The organism is Enterococcus gallinarum NBRC 100675 (assembly GCF_001544275.1).
GTDB classification, from domain to species: Bacteria; Bacillota; Bacilli; order Lactobacillales; family Enterococcaceae; genus Enterococcus_D; species Enterococcus_D gallinarum.
The window spans coordinates 21703-38650 of sequence record NZ_BCQE01000006.1 but is presented as its reverse complement, the minus strand read 5'-3'; the positions used below and the strand labels follow the sequence as shown (position 1 = coordinate 38650).

At 42.5% G+C, this 16948-nt stretch carries 19 protein-coding genes; all 19 read left to right on the top strand.

The features are described from left to right. The first annotated feature begins 11 nt into the window (after positions 1-11). The 19 genes from fliQ to fliY all read left to right on the top strand — a co-directional run bounded on the left by fliQ (position 12) and on the right by fliY (position 16874). Positions 12-275 carry a flagellar biosynthesis protein FliQ gene (fliQ, locus tag EG2_RS04340; protein WP_060813682.1) on the top strand — a complete coding sequence of 88 codons (264 nt, stop codon included), beginning with the start codon at positions 12-14 and terminating at the stop codon, positions 273-275. A gap of 11 nt (positions 276-286) precedes the next feature. Further along, entirely contained in the window at positions 287-1039 is a 753-nt protein-coding gene (gene fliR, locus EG2_RS04335) for a flagellar biosynthetic protein FliR (RefSeq protein ID WP_060813681.1), read from the top strand. Positions 1040-1052: 13 nt separating this feature from the next. Then, the gene (gene flhB / locus EG2_RS04330) at positions 1053-2120 is read left to right on the top strand and encodes a flagellar biosynthesis protein FlhB (RefSeq protein ID WP_060813680.1); all 1068 of its coding nucleotides are present in this window, start codon (positions 1053-1055) and stop codon (positions 2118-2120) included. Between the two features lie 15 nt (positions 2121-2135). Further along, positions 2136-4211, top strand: coding sequence for a flagellar biosynthesis protein FlhA (flhA, locus tag EG2_RS04325; RefSeq protein WP_060813679.1), 2076 nt, complete (start codon positions 2136-2138; stop codon positions 4209-4211). Positions 4212-4243: 32 nt separating this feature from the next. Further along, positions 4244-4954, top strand: coding sequence for a sigma-70 family RNA polymerase sigma factor (locus tag EG2_RS04320; protein ID WP_060813678.1), 711 nt, complete (start codon positions 4244-4246; stop codon positions 4952-4954). Continuing rightward, positions 4951-5652, top strand: a complete 702-nt coding sequence (locus EG2_RS04315) for a flagellar hook-basal body protein (RefSeq protein WP_060813677.1) — start codon at positions 4951-4953, stop codon at positions 5650-5652. Before EG2_RS04320 ends, EG2_RS04315 begins: the two co-directional genes overlap by 4 nt. A 10-nt stretch (positions 5653-5662) precedes the next feature. Beyond that, the gene (locus EG2_RS04310; RefSeq protein ID WP_060813676.1) at positions 5663-6445 is read left to right on the top strand and encodes a flagellar hook-basal body protein; all 783 of its coding nucleotides are present in this window, start codon (positions 5663-5665) and stop codon (positions 6443-6445) included. Between the two features lie 11 nt (positions 6446-6456). Then, the gene (locus EG2_RS04305) at positions 6457-7167 is read left to right on the top strand and encodes a cell division ATP-binding protein FtsE (RefSeq protein ID WP_060813675.1); all 711 of its coding nucleotides are present in this window, start codon (positions 6457-6459) and stop codon (positions 7165-7167) included. Between the two features lie 153 nt (positions 7168-7320). After that, positions 7321-8613, top strand: coding sequence for a methyl-accepting chemotaxis protein (locus EG2_RS04300; protein ID WP_060813674.1), 1293 nt, complete (start codon positions 7321-7323; stop codon positions 8611-8613). 18 nt (positions 8614-8631) lie between these two features. Continuing rightward, positions 8632-9084, top strand: a complete 453-nt coding sequence (locus EG2_RS04295; RefSeq protein WP_060813673.1) for a chemotaxis protein CheW — start codon at positions 8632-8634, stop codon at positions 9082-9084. After that, positions 9054-9587, top strand: coding sequence for a chemotaxis protein CheD (locus EG2_RS04290; RefSeq protein ID WP_156248252.1), 534 nt, complete (start codon positions 9054-9056; stop codon positions 9585-9587). Before EG2_RS04295 ends, EG2_RS04290 begins: the two co-directional genes overlap by 31 nt. 15 nt (positions 9588-9602) lie before the next feature. Continuing rightward, on the top strand, positions 9603-10607 hold the full coding sequence (gene cheB / locus EG2_RS04285) for a chemotaxis-specific protein-glutamate methyltransferase CheB (protein WP_060813671.1): 1005 nt from the start codon (positions 9603-9605) through the stop codon (positions 10605-10607). Positions 10608-10611: 4 nt separating this feature from the next. Continuing rightward, positions 10612-11385 carry a CheR family methyltransferase gene (locus tag EG2_RS04280; protein ID WP_060813670.1) on the top strand — a complete coding sequence of 258 codons (774 nt, stop codon included), beginning with the start codon at positions 10612-10614 and terminating at the stop codon, positions 11383-11385. Between the two features lie 21 nt (positions 11386-11406). Then, positions 11407-13437 carry a chemotaxis protein CheA gene (locus tag EG2_RS04275; RefSeq protein WP_060813669.1) on the top strand — a complete coding sequence of 677 codons (2031 nt, stop codon included), beginning with the start codon at positions 11407-11409 and terminating at the stop codon, positions 13435-13437. Next, positions 13434-14015, top strand: coding sequence for a chemotaxis protein CheC (locus EG2_RS04270; protein ID WP_060813668.1), 582 nt, complete (start codon positions 13434-13436; stop codon positions 14013-14015). The genes EG2_RS04275 and EG2_RS04270 overlap by 4 nt, the downstream gene beginning before the upstream one ends. Positions 14016-14029: 14 nt before the next feature. Further along, positions 14030-14392 carry a response regulator gene (locus EG2_RS04265; RefSeq protein WP_060813667.1) on the top strand — a complete coding sequence of 121 codons (363 nt, stop codon included), beginning with the start codon at positions 14030-14032 and terminating at the stop codon, positions 14390-14392. A gap of 20 nt (positions 14393-14412) precedes the next feature. Then, the gene (locus tag EG2_RS04260) at positions 14413-14805 is read left to right on the top strand and encodes a chemotaxis protein CheW (RefSeq protein ID WP_060813666.1); all 393 of its coding nucleotides are present in this window, start codon (positions 14413-14415) and stop codon (positions 14803-14805) included. A gap of 18 nt (positions 14806-14823) precedes the next feature. Beyond that, the gene (fliM, locus tag EG2_RS04255) at positions 14824-15834 is read left to right on the top strand and encodes a flagellar motor switch protein FliM (RefSeq protein WP_060813665.1); all 1011 of its coding nucleotides are present in this window, start codon (positions 14824-14826) and stop codon (positions 15832-15834) included. Beyond that, positions 15831-16874 (top strand): flagellar motor switch phosphatase FliY, encoded by a 1044-nt coding sequence (gene fliY / locus EG2_RS04250; protein WP_060813664.1) that lies wholly within the window; start codon positions 15831-15833, stop codon positions 16872-16874. Before fliM ends, fliY begins: the two co-directional genes overlap by 4 nt. Positions 16875-16948 lie beyond the last annotated feature (74 nt).

Here is a 16948-nt window from a genome sequence, read left to right as displayed (position 1 = left end):
GCAGAAAACCAATGTCTGTTGCAACGGTACTCGACATATTGCGAGAAGCATTCATTCGGATCTTGTTGATTTCTGGACCGGCGTTACTTATCGGGATGCTTGTGGGGTTAGTGATCAGTATTTTTCAAGCCACTACCCAGATTCAAGAGCAGACGTTAAGTTTTGTGCCCAAACTGATCGCTATTTTCTTAACATTGATTCTTGCCGGCAATTTTATGCTGAATCTTTTGCTTAATTTCACTAAAACCATCTTTAAGATGATCGCGGCATTGTAAGGAGGCAAAGCATGGCACTGATCCAAGCAAGTATCCTGATTTTTTGCCGCATGATGGCATTTGTCATCTTGTGTCCCATATTTTCACAACAAAATTTTCCTTCGCTTGCGAAAGTGGTTCTAGGCGTTGCCTTCACCTTCCTTTGTTTACCTGCGGTCGAACCATTGCCAGAGGCGACAACGTTTATGTTTGCGATTTTGGCTTTCAAAGAGATTTTACTGGGAATGGCGATGGGTTATTTGAGTCAGTTGGTTTTTACTGGCGTGCAAATCGCTGGTCAAATGATCGACTTTCAAGTGGGGTTTTCAATGGCTCAGGCCTATGACCCGACGTTCCAAATGAACGTCTCCCAATATGGAAAAACGTATTATTGGTTAGCCGTAGGAACCTTTTTCACCTTGAATTTGCATCATCGCTTGATTTCAGCGCTGCTTTTATCTTTTACGATTGTTCCCTTAGGAACAGTTCAGATCAGTGGTGCCACCATCGAAGGTGTCGTGAAACTATTTGGACAGATGATGGAAATGGCACTCAATTTAGCCGCGCCGATGCTCATAGCACTACTGATGGTAGATCTGGTATTAGGGGTAATTTCGCGGTCGATTCCGCAAATCAATATCTTAATGATGAGTCTCTCCTTAAAAACAGCAATCAGTTTTATGATCTTTTTGCTGCTACTGCCAAATGCCATTACTTTTTTGAGTAAGCAGCTTCCAGATACAATCAAGTATTTACAAGAGTTCATGACATCACTGAAATCATAGAGAGGTGAAAAACGTGTCGGAAAAAGACGGCAAAACAGAACAACCCACGGCCAAGCGTTTACGGGATGCCCGTAAACGCGGAGAAGTTCCTAAAACGCAAGAGTTAGCGGCTGCGGTCTCTCTGATGGTCTTTTCTTTTATGTTGTTGCCCCTTTGGCACTTTTTTGCGCAGCGCTTTTTACCTTATCTCACTCGAGCGTTGGAGCATCTGTATTTGTTTGAAGCCAGCGTTGCGGATTTACCTCGTTTAGGACTTCAAAGTATTTTGCTATTTTTTTTGCTTTGCGCACCTGTCTTTGTGATTGCTTATGCGGTTGGTTTAATTACTAACTATGCTCAAGTGGGAATCTTATTTTCTGCTAAAGCAATCAAACCAAATTTCAAGAAGCTGAATCCGCTGGCTGGATTAAAGCAACAGTTCAGCACTCGAGCGCTTGCCAATCTCGCTAAAACGTTAGCAAAATTTGGCATTATTGTTTATCTTTGTTACCAGAAATTTTTGGCGGCTGTCCCAACATTACTGGGTGTCAGTGAGGTCGGTTTAGAAAAAACAGTCTATTTTCTGATTGAACGGGCAAAGGATCTATTTTTTCAAATCTCACTTTTTTTGATTGTTTTAGCGGTAGGAGACTATGTGTATCAACGCTACAGTCATCGCAAGAACTTGAAGATGAGCAAGCAAGAAATCAAAGATGAATACAAGCAAATGGAAGGTGATCCGCAAGTCAAATCTCAGCGGAAAGCAAAATACCGGGAGATGACACGCAACGCCATTGCTCACGTCAAGGAAGCGACTGTCGTTATCACTAACCCGACGCACTTTGCCATTGCGATTCGCTACGATGCGGAGAATGAAGGAGTGCCGAGGGTTTTAGCAAAAGGTGCTGACCAGTTGGCGCAGCGAATGAAAGCAGAAGCAGCAAAAGAAAACATTCCGATGATCGAAAATCGGGAAATTGCTCGAGCTCTTTATAGACAAGTAGAGCCGGGAGATTTGATACCAGTAGAGATGTACGAAGCGATTGCTGAGATCATTGCACTGGTTTATCAATTGGAAGAAAACGAACGCGGAAAGATTTAAAACGGAGGCAACAGCATGAATGAGGCAGTAGCAAAATCTAAGAAAAAAATCGGTTATGCGGATGTCCTGGTTTCTTTTTTAGTGATCGGGATTATTGGATTGATCATTATTCCTTTACCAGCAACTATTTTGGACTTTTTAATCATTGTCAATCTAACGATTGCTATCAACATTCTGCTGATCACTCTGTTTACCAAAACAGTTTTGGAGTTCACCACCTTTCCAACACTTCTTTTGATTACGACGATGTTCCGGCTAGGATTGAACCTGTCTTCTACCCGCTTGATTCTGACACAAGGGAATGGGGGCCATGTCATTGATGCCTTCGCGAATGTCGTAGCTGGAAGTAATTACATTGTCGGAATCATTTTGTTTGTCATCATCATGGTGGTACAACTAGCTGTCGTGACTAATGGTGCGGGACGAGTTTCAGAGGTTACTGCTCGTTTCACACTAGATGCGATGCCAGGAAAGCAAATGGCCATTGATTCGGATCTAAATGCCGGATTAATCACGGAAGCCGATGCCCGGAAACGTCGAAAAGACTTGCAGCGGGAAGCGGACTTTTTTGGCTCGATGGATGGTGCCAGCAAGTTCGTTAAAGGAGATGCGATTGCCGGGATCATGATCACGGTCATCAACTTGGTCGGCGGCGCGATCATCTTTTCCATGGGGGGGCAAATGACAGTCATGGAAGCTTTCTCCCAGTTTGGTAAATTAGCTATCGGAGACGGTTTGGTTAGTTCGATCCCCTCCCTGCTGATCTCCATCGCATCTGGTGTGATGGTCACTCGTTCAGACAATGACAGCTCCTTTGGTTTAGATATTGCAGCCGATATCACAAGAAATCCGCAACTCTTCCGAATCGTCGGTATGATTCTTTTTGTTTTGGCGATCGTGCCAGGATTTCCACCGATTCCTTTTATCCTGATCGGCGGCGGTTTGTTTGCCGCTAGTTTCATGATTACACAGCAAGAAGAAAAACAACGGACAGAACAAAAGAAATTGGAACAGAAACTCGCTTTGGAACGTAAAAAAGAAGCCCAAGAAGAAGACGATTCTGTTGCTTCCTTCCAAGTAGAACCGATTGCAGTTGAAATCGGCTATGGACTAATCCCAATCGTCGACAGTTCCATCGATAATAGTCTGATGAATCGTATCGTTGCGATTCGTAAACAAAGCGCCCGAGAGTTAGGGATCTTAGTCAGTCCGGTACGTATCCGAGACAATCTCTACCTTGAGTCAAATGATTATGTGATCAAAATTCGAGGGAATGAAGTGGGACGGGACGATATTTATCCGAATAAAGTCATGGTCATCAGTCCTAATGAAGAACCTTTCCCATTTGAAGGAATCGCAACCAAAGAACCAGCCTTTCATTTAGATGCGATGTGGATCGATGAGAAAGACAAGGAATTGGCTGAATTGCAAGGCTTTACGATCATTGAACCATTAACGGTGATTGCCACGCATCTCAAAGAAATCATTTACAGCCATGCGCCAGAATTACTAGGCCGACAAGAAGTGAAGAAATTGCTGGAAGGAATCAAAGAACAGTACAACGTAGTCATTGATGAATTGATTCCTGAGATCCTAAGGTTGGGTGAAGTACAAAAAGTATTACAAAATCTTCTAGATGAACAGATCCCAATCAATGATCTGGCAACAATATTAGAAACATTAGCCGATTACGGCGTTGTAACAAAAGATATAGAAGTCTTGACAGAATATGTTCGTCAAGCACTGAAACGAACGATCGTGGCGAAATATATTGGGGAGCAGCATGAGCTGAAGGTCGCTGTCATTCATCCAAAATTAGAAGAAATGATTGCTCAAAGTATTCAGAAGACAGCAACCGGATCTTACCCAGTCTTAAAGCCAGAGACAGTGACGAAAATTTTGGATTCAATCAATACGATCCAACATGCAGCGATCGCTCAGAATGTTTCCTTCGTAATTCTAGCTTCACCAAAGATTCGTCTTCCGTTCAAGAAAATGATCACATTCAATTTTCCGGATTTGGCAATCTTGTCATTGAATGAGATACCTAACGAAATCGCTATTGAGACGGTAGGCAGTATTGAGATATGAGCAAAGAGTGCGAAGTGAAAGGAGAATAACCGATGTACGAAGTGGATAGAGAAGCAGAAATCATTAAATATCTTCCTCTAGTCGAACGCGTGGTTCAGCGAATGTCAATCAAAACGACAGATTACGAACAAGGAGATCTATTCAACATTGGGGTCATCGGATTGATGGATGCGTTAAATAAATTTGATCCGACGAAAAAAGTGCCTTTTGAAAGTTATGCGGTCCTTCGTATCAAAGGAGCGATCATTGACGAAGTACGCAAGCATGCAAAAATCTCACGTTATAAAATGGCGGCAGTTAACCAATTTTATCAAGCGCGACAAGAGTTAGAGCAAACATTGAAGCGAGAAGCGACTGATACAGAAATTGCTAAACAGATGGGAATTAGCCGCGGACAGTTGGCAGATATTTATGAAAGTCTACATTATTTAGCTAGTGTGTCATTAGAGGATACATTGTTTTCTGCTCAAGATGAAGGCATGACGATCAAAGATTCTATCAGCGATAAAGAAGCGGTAGATGTGGAAGAAGCGTTATTAGAAACAGAACGTCTGCAAGCATTGACTACCTGTATCAAAAAGCTTGGGGAAAGAGAGCAGTTGATTTTGAGTTTGTATTACACCGAAGAATTGACACTCAAAGAGATCGCAGAAATTTTAGAAATCTCAATTCCAAGGGTTTCTCAGATCCACGGCAAAATGGTAGCTAAATTACGATTATTGATCAAGGAGGAACTAGCATGATTCGAGGATTAGATATTCTTTCCCGCAACATTAATGTCTTACAGAAACGGCAAGAAACAACTAGTGGGAACATCGCCAATGTCAAAACCACTGGGTATCAAGCAAAAAAACTATTTCAATCGACATTAGATGAAGTAGCATTACATAATTATCAAGGCGGTGCTCAAGCAAACACTCGTCATGATATTGGTGGACTGGCATTTGGGAATCAATTAGCCGGCATCAGTTTGGAACAGGCAGCTGGAGCGATAAAACAAACGGATCAAGCAACAGATTTCGCACTGCTTTCTGACGGCTACTTTACTGTCCGAACACCTGCAGGTGAAACATTATACACGCGAAAAGGGGACTTTACCCTTAATCAGCAGAATCAATACGTGACCCAAGAAGGATACGTTGTTTTAGGCGATGGCAATCAGCCAGTGACCGCATCAGATAATCCGCAATTCCAAGTCCGCTTGTTTGAACCAGACCAGTTGATGGCCAATGGGGAAACTTACTATACCAGCGACAATGCAGGAACGATCGCTGCACGGCCGACGGTGCAGCAAGGGTATCTGGAACAAGCCAACGTGGTCGTTGCAGACGAGATGGTGGCAATGATCCAGACATCAAGAGAATTTGAAGCAAACCAAAAAGTATTGAACTCCACCAATGAAACACTCCAAAAAGCAGTGAACGAATTAGGAAAGATTTGAGGATAGCAGAATGAATATGAACGGTTTATTAGGGATCAGTCGTTCAGGAATGAACAGTTTACAAAAAAATTTGGACAATGTTGCTAACAATATTGCCAATGTCAATACCAATGGTTATCAAACGCAAACGACTCATTTCAAAGAACTAATCAACAATGCAGTATCAACTGAAGAAGTCTATTTCAGTGGTAATGCGGCACAATACGGCTGGAACGTTGGTTCTTCAGCTACAACTGGAACTAGCTTTGGTCAAGGTGTGTTGACAGCTAGCAGTCAGCCGCTAGATGTGGCGATCCAAGGTACGGGATTCTTTGGCGTCCGCAATGGAAACAATGAGTTGCTTTTGACAAGAGCTGGTAATTTCCAGTTAGATGCTGAAAAAGGATTAGTCACCAGCGATGGCTACCCTGTCGCTATGACTACTATGGTACCCGCTAATCAATGGCCAAATGCCCAGAACATCCAAATTGATTCTGCAGGCCGAGTAATGACCCAACAAAATGGACAGGCAGTTCTACTAGGGCAATTGACACTTTATAACCCAACCAATATGAATGATCTGGTTCCTGTGGGAAGTCAGCTATTTCAAACACAAAATGCCCAGCTAACAAGTTCTCAAGCAGACCCAACCGCTTTTGGAACAATCAATCAACATTATTTGGAGGGATCGAATGTAGACTTAGCCGGTTCAATGACAGAACTGCTGACGACACAAAGAGCTTACGCCCTTAATACAAAAGCAATGCAAACAACGGATGATATGTTAGCTGTTGTCAATCGTTTTACTAATTAGAGGAGAGACCAATGATCCGATTAACCAAAGTCAGCAAGCAATTCCAAAATGGCACGCTAGCATTAGCAAATATTACCGCTGAGATCTCGCAAGGCGAATTTATTTATGTCGTAGGACCGAGCGGCTCTGGCAAATCGACACTGTTCAAGTTACTGCTGAAAGAAGAAGAGCTTTCAGCAGGGTCGATCCAAATTGGCAATGTGTTGCTAGAAGGGCTGAAAGATCGTCACTTGTATATGATTCGGCGACAAGTAGGCATTATCCAGCAGGAAGACCTGCTGTTGGCACATATGACGGCTTATAAAAATATTGAATATGCATTACAGGTATTGGGCGTGCCACGGAAAATACGCAAAGAAAAAACCGATAAAGCATTGCAAATGGTGGGAATGACGGCTTATCAATCTTGCTATCCCCATGAATTGTCGGTAGGACAATGCAAAAAGATCGCGATCGCCCGTGCCATCGTAACTGAACCGGCAGTCTTGATCGCAGATGAACCTACAGCAAATTTAGATATTAAATCTGCAGTAGAAATCATGAAATTATTCATAAAGATCAACCAGTTAGGGGCCACCGTGCTTCTTGCTACCCATGACAGCACCATGGTCAATACTGTTCGGAATCGTGTTTTTGAGCTTAAAGAAGGACGATTGGTACGGGACGATCGCAACGGCGGCTATACCCGTTATGCAGACCCGAAAGATACATATGTCTGGTGACAAGCCTTAAATTTCCAGTTAATTATCCGATTAGGGAACTAGAAGATTGTTTTCATAATCGGATAAAGAAGGAGTGACACTGCGATTATCAAGTGAAGAGCGAATCTTGATAAAAATCATTGACGATCATATCGCATAGGAAAGGATACTGTCATGAAGAAGAAGTTACAAGCTATTATCAAAAAAATCCGCCTCGCTACGCTGCTTCCCTTAATTATTACGTTTGTCGTTTTATTGGGGTGCTATTTCTTTGTTTTACGGCCTCACGGAGACGAACAGTTGAGTCATGTGTTCTTTATTTTTTCAATAATCGTTCTCTTATTGGAATTTATTGGAGTTGTCGCACTCTCTTTTGTGGTGAAACATAAGGATCCAGGAATGGATACATTACTAGCAGAATTGGAAATTGTTAGTGGAGGAGACCTCTCGCACATTGATGCTATGGGGAATGACGGAAATGATCCCCTCTTTAAAAAGGTCAAAAATAGTTTTAAAGGTGTCTTGAATACATTTAAAGCAGTAATCGTGGGAATGCATGAAGAAAGCACCCGCATGACGGAAATGGTTGGAAATTTGACCAATACGTCCAAAAATGCCAAAACATCTATCGAAAATGTTCGCCAAACGATGAACGCTATCGCCAATGCAGCCAGTTCTCAAGCCTCTGAAGCAGAACAGACCTCTGTTGACATGGACGAATTAGCAACAAGCATCGAGGAAATCCACAAAGAGATCGACCTCATGAATGGCTACGTGCAAAAATCTCAAGATAGCAATTATCGAAATTCTGAAGTGATGATGTATGTCTCAGAAAGTTGGGAAGTCGAACGTCAAAACCAAGCCGAATTGGTGGATGGTATGAATGATATGAATGAAGACATTCAAAGTATCGGCAAAATCGTTCAGTTGATTAATGATATTTCTGATCAAACCAATCTTTTGGCACTAAATGCTTCGATCGAAGCTGCTCGTGCAGGGGAAGCAGGTCGCGGATTTGCCATTGTGGCAGAAGAAGTTCGCAGTTTGGCAGAACAGAGCAGTCAATCGACTAAAAGTATTCGGACGATCATTGAAGCAATCCGCAAAAAATCTGAGAAAGTTGTTTCAGCAGCGATGAATTCTTATGAGGGCGGGAAAAAACAAACAGACAATATCAATAAGGTGATTGATTTAGCCAATGAAATCTCTGATATTGTTGAAAAATTAGTAATGAGTATCCAAACAGTCGAGTCACATATTACCGGCATCGTGGAGAAAAAAGATATGGTGCAAGTCTCTGTCAGCAATATTTCCTCTGCTGTTTCAGAAACCTCTGCCGGCACCCAAGAAGTGACGGCCAACTTGGAAGATTTCTATTTGGTCATTGAAGAATTTGAATCGAATGCGCAAGAAATCGAAACGATCGCGAGCATTCTTAAGTTCCAAGTAGATAGCTTTAAATTCTAGAGAGAGGAAAAGATGCTGATGGAGCAATATGTAATATTTAGAAGTCATGACCAGCTCTTTGCAATCCGAGTCCAGCAAGTGACACGAGTGATTGAAGCCCAATCTTTTATTCAATTACCGGAAGTGGCTGATTTCGTTTTAGGTGTCTATGAATTTCAAGAAAAAATGATCCCGATCATTGATGTTCGCCGTAAACTATTCAAAGAGCCCACAACGGTTTCTGAACGGAACAATGTCATCTTATGTCATTGGAATGATCAAGATCTTGGGCTGTATGTCGATGAGATCGTGGGGATCTCTACGCTGGAAGAGACGGATTATGAAGCTCAGCTTGATCGTTCGGGACTTAAACAAAGTTATATCGAGCAATTTTTGAAAAGCGATGAATCCGTCGTACTATTATTGGCGCTCTCCTTTTTATTTGACTATGAACCGGAGGAGTGGCAGGACACGTTCGGAGAAACGAGTTGACCCGTCTATTGAAAACAAAACAGGAGATTCATGTAGGCATCTCAGAGTATAAAATTGCCCAGTATCCGGACAAATTAATGACCGTGGGACTGGGATCCTGCGTTGGCACGATCATTTATGATGAAAAAAGCAAAATTGGCGGACTGAGCCATATTATGCTGCCAGATAGTCAACCATTTTCCCACAAGCGGGAGATCAAGCCGGGAAAATTTGCTGATCTGGCATTGCCAAACATGGTTGCAGAATTGCAGCGTAAAGTACGTGCCCCGCGATTCAAAGCCAAAATCGTTGGTGGCGCCAATATGTTTCAATTCCAAACAATCACGAATACGAGTAATATCGGACAACGCAATGTTGAGGCAGTTGAACAATCTTTGGCCAAGTTGGGAATTCCAATTGTGGCCAAACACGTTGGTGGTACGACTGGAAGAACAATGATCGTTGACTTAGACGATTTTACAACAATGGTTCGGATCGTAAATCAAGAAATCATCTATCTATAAAGGAGTTTGAAAAAAATGAAAAGAGTATTGATCGTAGATGATTCTGCTTTTATGCGGAAAGTGGTGACGGATCTGTTGGAACAGATGCCCCACATCAAAGTAGCTGCTGCTGCTCGTAATGGCAAGCAAGCACTAGATCATCTAGCGAAAGAATCTTTCGACCTTGTAGTGATGGATGTAGAAATGCCTGTATTGGATGGATTAGAGACATTGCGGATGATCAAAGAACAGTACACCGTTCCGGTAATCATGCTCAGTTCAATGACAAATCAAGAAACAACGATTGAGTCATTAGAGCTCGGGGCGGCAGACTTCGTTGAAAAGCCTGTTAATCTATCTCAGATTCAACAAGATTGGATCGATGACTTCTACAAAAAAATCGATTCGCTTGATCAAAACCATTCTAAGGAAATAAATCATAGTATAGCGGAACAAATAAAATTAACGTCACACCATTTGCCACGGACAGTTGAAGCAGTCGTGATTGGCTCTTCCACCGGTGGTCCCAGAGCTTTGTTGGGAATCATCCGCGGCTTGCCAAAACGGCTGCATTGCCCAGTCATGATCGTTCAACACATGCCGGCTGGATTCACGGCATCTTTCGCTCAACGTCTGAACTCGGAAACAACAGTACCAGTCAAAGAAGTGACCGACGGCATGCCGATTGAAAACCAAGTCTATCTTTGTCCAGGAGATTACCATATGACAGTGGGACAAGGGCGTTTCCATCTGAATCAACGGGAGAAGCTTCACGGAACTAGGCCGGCGGTTGATTATTTATTCACTTCAGCAGCCAGCGCTTATCAAAAGGGTCTAGTCGGTGTTTTATTGACTGGAATGGGTAAAGATGGTGCCAAAGGAATGCAAGCGATCCAACAAGAAGGTGGTTATACCATCGCTCAGGACAAAGACAGTTGTGTGGTCTTCGGGATGCCGCGATACGCCATCGAACAAAAGGCAGTCGATGAAGTTCTAGCACTAAGCAAGATTGAAACAAAAATCGGACAGATAGTCGGGTGAGAACATGGAGACAGATTTTGTTGTTTTTAATCAATGGGTCAGTGATCGGCTGGGGGTACAGCTAGCGGCCTACAAAGAAAGTCAAATGCAACGACGGATTTTGACCATCATGGAACATTCAGGTGCTAAAAATTTGCAGGAATACCAGCGGCTTTTGGAGAAAGATGTGGTTGCCAGAGAAGCTTTTCTAGCCCATATCACGATCAATGTTACCGAATTTTATCGTAACAAAGAGTTATTTGATGCCTTTGAAAAAAAGCTGCTGACCAAGATCGTGCCACAGTTTGCATTGCCGAAAATTTGGAGTGCGGCTTGCTCGATAGGTGCGGAGCCTTATACGATCGCCATGCTGTTAGAGAAAAATCGCTTGGCAGCGCCCACTGTTTTAGCGACGGATATCGACCAGCAGATTTTGACAAAGGCAAAACAAGGGGTGTATCGCGAGCACGAGCTAAGAAATGTTCCTACTGAAGAACTGGCGAATTATTTTGAGGTCAAAGAGAGAAACACTTATCAGATCAAACCAGAACTCAAGCGGAAAGTTCATTTCAAAAAACATGATCTATTGAAAGATCCCTATGAAAAGAATTGTCACGTGATCGTCTGCCGCAATGTAACGATTTACTTCAAAAGTGATGCCAGAGACGAAGTGTATCAGAAGTTTAGTGATGCCTTAGTACCAGGTGGGATTTTATTTACTGGAGCAACAGAAACGATTAATTTTTCGGAAAAATTCGGGTTGAAAAAAATCGATTCCTTTATTTATCAAAAAATATGATTTCGCAAAGGAGGGATTCATTTGGATGATAATAGCGTATACCGTACGCTTTTCTTCGAAGAGACAGATGACCATCTGCAACAGCTGAACGACCATGTATTGGCATTAGAAAGCAATCCGCAAGACACAGCACTTTTAAATGATATTTTCCGCTCAGCTCATACACTGAAAGGGATGGCAGCGACGATGGGGTACGATGTGATGACACAGTTGACCCACAAGATGGAAAATATTTTTGAGCTATTCAAAACAGCAACGTTGTCAGTGACGAGTGATTCCATCTCGCTGATTTTTAAATGCTTGGATCGGTTATCCGAATTGGTAGAAGACTTGCGGGAAGAAAAAGAACTGCAGCCGAATCAAATCACAGATTTGCTGCTGGAATTAGATCAAGTAGAACAGCAAAGTCAAAATCAATCCGATCAACAACATTCGGAAACAATTACCTCCGATACACCGCTTGCGCAGTTATCGCTGGCATTTGAGCAATTAGATTCTTCGGATCTTTTTGTGATCGAACAAGCAGTAGCCGGGGATTACCACGCCTTCAGCATTGCGGTCCGCTTAGAAAAAGATTCCATGCTCAAGGGGCCTAGAGCCTTTTTGATCATGGAAAAACTGGAACAATCTGGTGATATCCTGCATACGGAGCCGAGTGCGGAACAATTGGAAGAAGGCGATTTTGATTCTGATTTTAGGCTAGTGTATCTTACTCAGAATGAGTTGGCGGAAGTCCAAAAGAATATTGCCAGTAATAGTGAGATCGAAGAGTTTCAAGTTGAGCCTTTTCAAGCAAACCCGTCTCAAGCAACGAATGAGACTCTAACAACAGACACCACGAAAGAACCAACAGCCAAAACCAAAGCGACCAAAGAAACAATGACACATCATGCGTCTGTTTCTAATCAATCGATCCGGGTGGATCTATCGCGACTCGATTCTTTTTTGGATCTAGTTTCGGAATTAGTCGTCTATCGCAACCAGCTGGAAGATGTCAGCCATCGCGAAAACATCGAAGCAATCAAAGATCCGCTGGAACAAGTCTCCCATCTGACATCTGAATTGCAGGACTTGGTATTGCGGATTCGTATGCAGCAGGTCAATGTCGTTTTCAGTCGCTTTCCCCGAATGGTGCGGGATTTATCGACTGAACTAGGAAAAGAAATGGATCTGGTAATCATTGGAGAAGAAACAGAGTTGGATAAGACGGTTGTTTCTGAACTGAGTGAGCCATTGGTCCATCTCCTGCGTAATTCTGTCGATCATGGGATCGAAAGTCCAGAAGAACGGGAAGCACTAGGAAAATCCCGTAAAGGAACGATTCGGCTAGCTGCATATCAGGAAGGCAATCGGGTCATCATCACGCTAGAAGATGATGGCAAGGGATTAGACCCACAAGTGATCAAAGCAAGTGCGGAAAGAAAAGGCTTAGCCACGGAAGGCCTATCTGATGAAGAGATCCAGCAACTGATTTTCCATCCGGGATTTTCGACAGCAGAAAAAGTTACGAATATCTCGGGTCGAGGAGTAGGGATGGATGCGGTACAATCGAAGATCGCTAATTTAGGCGGCACGATTGAATTATGGAGTCGGCCAAATAAGGGGACGCGCTTTACGATCAAACTACCATTGACCTTATCGATCATTCAAGCACTAATGGTGCGTGTAGGAACCGAAACCTTTGCGATTCCGCTTGATTTAGTTGAACGTGTAGTGATCATCAAAGAAGAAGAAGTGATCCAGACCGTTTCACAAGAAGTTTATCGTTTCCAGGAAGATTTGATTCCGATTATTCGGACCGATCAGCTTTTAGGAATCGAGGGAAACACAGTCGGGAAAAAATTCGCCATCATTGTCAACAGCGAACAGCAATATTATGGCTTATTGGCAGACGAGTTAGTTGGTCAGCAAGAAATCGTGATCAAAAAGATCGATCCGCTCCTCCAGCAGCTGGATCGCTATCAGGGGGCGACGATTTTAGGAAACGGCTCGATTGCACTGATTTTAGATGTCAATGCGATTTGTGGAGAAAAAAAGGATGAGCGGCAATGAAATACACCGACTTGCAATTAGACGGATTAAAAGAACTGATCAACATTGGAGGCGGAAATGCTGCCACAAGTATTTCTAAGCTGATCGCTCAACCGATCTCAATGAGTGTACCGGAAGTAGCGGTCTTGGATTATCAAACTCTCTATACAAAGATCATGGAAGAAGACAAAGAGGTCCATGCAGTGATCAGTTCAATCAGCGGTACATTCAGCGGCGTGTTTCTCTTTGTACTTTCAGACGCTGCTGCCGATCGACTGGTCCATCTGGTCATGGAAGATGCCACTGAAGAAATGAAGCAGTCGATCATTAGTGAGCTGACGAATATCATTTTTAATTCGTTTCTAAATGCGATCAGCCAACTATTGTCTGCTGAATTAGCGGCGTCGCTACCGATGGCTCGTTATGATTTCTTTGGTGCTGCAATTAGTAGCCTTTATCTAGCATTAAATCAGTTTGATGATCATGTTTTGGTCATTCGCAATGAGTTTTCTTATGAACAAGAAACACTAGACGCCTCGCTGTTCTTTATTCCAGAAGAGGGTGTTCTAGAAGAAATATTTGGTACATTAGGTATTTGAAGGGAGCAACAATTATGTCAAAAAAAGTATTGATCGTCGATGATGCGGTGTTTATGCGCATGAAATTAAAAGATATTCTTGAAAAAAACGGCTATGAAGTAGTCGGAGAAGCACAAAATGGGAAAGAAGCTTATGAGAAATACCAAGCCACTGCACCCGATCTAGTAACAATGGATATTACAATGCCAGAAGTAGATGGCTTAGAAGCATTGAAAATGATTCGTTCGTCTGATCCATCAGCGAAAGTGATCATGTGTAGTGCCATGGGACAACAAGGTATGGTTATGGATGCTATTCGAGCAGGAGCAATGGATTTCATCGTGAAACCATTTGATACCGATCGAGTGATCGCGTCTATTGATAAAGCTTTTGCTTAGACTTCAGAGGATGTGTTGAGATGCAAATGATTCTTTTTAAAATGGCGCAGCAACATTATCTGATTTCTGCTGAATCGGTTGAGGAAGTTATCGATGCACCAGAAATCACTAAAGTCCCATTAGCGCCTGAATGGGTCGAAGGCTTGATTAATTTGCGAGGGACCGTTTTGACAGTGATTCGGCTCTCGAAATTGATCGCAGTATCAAGTTCTGCAGAGGATCGGAATGTTTTGATCATGAAGCAAGGCGATGATCGCAAGGGCGTTTTAGTCGAAGAAGTCATCGAAGTGCTGGAAATCCAAGAGTCAGATCTGCAATTGAGTGATCAAGAAGGCAGCAGTCATGCCATTGGTGTCGTATCATTGTCAGATAAAGTAGCAAGTGTGATCAAAATTGATCAGTTGATTTTTTAAGAAAAATGGGGGATTAGTGTGGATCAGGTATTGACGCAGCAAGAAATAGATCTCTTACTGAATGCGATGAGCACAGGAGAGATCGATAAAGAGGTAATGAATGAAGAAGACAAGCAGACAAAAGTAAAAGCCTACGACTTTCGCAGACCAACAAAGTTATCCAAAGAGTACGTCAATACCCTGCACATGATCTTTGAAGACTTTTCTAAAATGAGCAGCAGTATGCTGTCTACCCAATTGCGTACCAACGTAACTTTGCAGTTGGCTGCTATCGAACAAGTAAGTTACGATGAATTTATCCATTCAATCCCTAAGTTTACGTTGTTAGGACTCTTTCGTTCTCAACCGCTAAATGGGATTCAATTCATCGAGATGAACCCTCAACTGTGCATGTTGATGGTGGAACTATTATGTGGAGGACTGGATGCGTATCAAAGCAAACAATCAGAGATTGATTTAGAAGACAAGACGAATTTCACGGATATTGAAACAGCCATTCTGGAAGAAGTAGTCAAACTATTCGTACGGGTCTATGAAAGTGTCTGGCAAGATATCGTCAAGTTAGATTCAGTGTTGGATGGGTTGGATACCAATCCGCAGTTGCTGCAAAATATGTCACCAAATGAACCTGTTGTGTTGGTGACCTTCACATTGAAAATTTTCGAGACCAAGAGTTTTATCAACTTATGTGTTCCTTATGTTTTCTTTGAAGGAATCATTGATAAACTAAGTTTTCGTAATTGGTTCGACAGCAATCAACCAGCCAGTTCTGAGGATAGCCGCGAGCTGCAAAAAAGTTTGAATGGAGTCGCGTTAAATCTGGAAGCTTTGTTAGGACATGCTCAGATGAGTTTGTCAGACTTCATTCATTTAGAAGTCGGGGATGTTATCAAATTAGATAAAAAGATCACGGAACCATTAGAGACCTTTGTTGATGGAAAACCGTTTTATCGCGCGAAACCTGGCAAGCAGGGAGATCAGCTAGCCATTGAATTATTAGACAAGTTAGAAGAGGAGCAAGAAGAATGAGCGAAAGTTTTAGCCAATCAGAGATCGATGCATTGTTGAATCACGATACCTCTCAGCAAAATGTAGATGAACAAGTAAAAGTTGATATTATCGGAGAAGTCGGGAATATTTCGATGTCCCAAGCGGCAACGACCTTATCGTCGATCTTGAATCGCCGTGTCAGCATTACAACGCCTAGAGTTGTCAGAGTCAAACTTCAAACGATTTTAGATGATCTAGTGGCACCGAAAGTGGCCACGATCGTTGAGTTTAAAGAAGGACTTGTTGGCAGCAATTTGATGCTCTTGGAAGTCAAAGATGCAATCATCATTGCAGATTTGATGATGGGGGGCACAGGTGAAACAACAAGCACTCAATTCACAGAACTAGAGCTAAGTGCTGTTGCCGAAGCAATGAACCAAATGATCGGTACCGCATCTACCTCGATGGCAACGATGATCAATCGCAAAGTGGATATTTTACCGCCGATCGTCAAACTATGGAGCGAATCAGAAGCTCTGGAATACGAGGCAGTTAAGGAAGAAGAAATTTACTGTATTTCATTCTCACTAAGTGTGGAAGGTGCGATCGAGAGTGAGATCATGCAAGTTTTTAGCGATCCAGTCGTCAATGATATCGTAGCCGCGATGTTAGCAGATCAAGCAACAGTTGTGGAACGGGAAACACCGGCAAAACCGCAACCCGCTGTAGAAGCAAAACCAGAACCAGTGGTTAACCAACCACAAGTGGAAGTCAGTCAACCAGCATTCCAGCCATTAAATGCAACACCAACCACAGATGGCGATAATCTGGATTTGATTTTAGACGTGCCATTGGATCTAAGTGTCGTTTTGGGACGCAGCAAAAAAACAGTCAAAGAAATTTTATCTTTCAATGCTGGATCGGTCATCGAATTGGACAAACTGACAGATGAACCGTTAGAAATATTGTTGAACGGGAAATTGATCGCTAAAGGAGAAGTTGTCGTCATCAATGAGAACTTTGGTGTCCGGATCACCAATATCTTGTCCCAAAAGCAACGGATTCATAACTTGAGTTAAGTGAATCTTCTTAGAAAAAGTTAAACAAAAAGGTTTAACTTTTTTTCTTTTTATCCGATAGTATAAAATAGAAG

Coding starts and splice junctions, on each gene's coding strand:
- EG2_RS04280 (WP_060813670.1), top strand. CDS start 10,612: ATGGAGACAGATTTTGTTGTTTTTAATCAATGGGTCAGTGATCGGCTG.
- flhA (WP_060813679.1), top strand. CDS start 2,136: ATGAATGAGGCAGTAGCAAAATCTAAGAAAAAAATCGGTTATGCGGAT.
- EG2_RS04310 (WP_060813676.1), top strand. CDS start 5,663: ATGAATATGAACGGTTTATTAGGGATCAGTCGTTCAGGAATGAACAGT.
- fliQ (WP_060813682.1), top strand. CDS start 12: ATGTCTGTTGCAACGGTACTCGACATATTGCGAGAAGCATTCATTCGG.
- EG2_RS04270 (WP_060813668.1), top strand. CDS start 13,434: ATGAAATACACCGACTTGCAATTAGACGGATTAAAAGAACTGATCAAC.
- fliR (WP_060813681.1), top strand. CDS start 287: ATGGCACTGATCCAAGCAAGTATCCTGATTTTTTGCCGCATGATGGCA.
- EG2_RS04265 (WP_060813667.1), top strand. CDS start 14,030: ATGTCAAAAAAAGTATTGATCGTCGATGATGCGGTGTTTATGCGCATG.
- EG2_RS04305 (WP_060813675.1), top strand. CDS start 6,457: ATGATCCGATTAACCAAAGTCAGCAAGCAATTCCAAAATGGCACGCTA.
- EG2_RS04260 (WP_060813666.1), top strand. CDS start 14,413: ATGCAAATGATTCTTTTTAAAATGGCGCAGCAACATTATCTGATTTCT.
- EG2_RS04315 (WP_060813677.1), top strand. CDS start 4,951: ATGATTCGAGGATTAGATATTCTTTCCCGCAACATTAATGTCTTACAG.
- cheB (WP_060813671.1), top strand. CDS start 9,603: ATGAAAAGAGTATTGATCGTAGATGATTCTGCTTTTATGCGGAAAGTG.
- EG2_RS04300 (WP_060813674.1), top strand. CDS start 7,321: ATGAAGAAGAAGTTACAAGCTATTATCAAAAAAATCCGCCTCGCTACG.
- EG2_RS04320 (WP_060813678.1), top strand. CDS start 4,244: ATGTACGAAGTGGATAGAGAAGCAGAAATCATTAAATATCTTCCTCTA.
- EG2_RS04295 (WP_060813673.1), top strand. CDS start 8,632: ATGGAGCAATATGTAATATTTAGAAGTCATGACCAGCTCTTTGCAATC.
- fliY (WP_060813664.1), top strand. CDS start 15,831: ATGAGCGAAAGTTTTAGCCAATCAGAGATCGATGCATTGTTGAATCAC.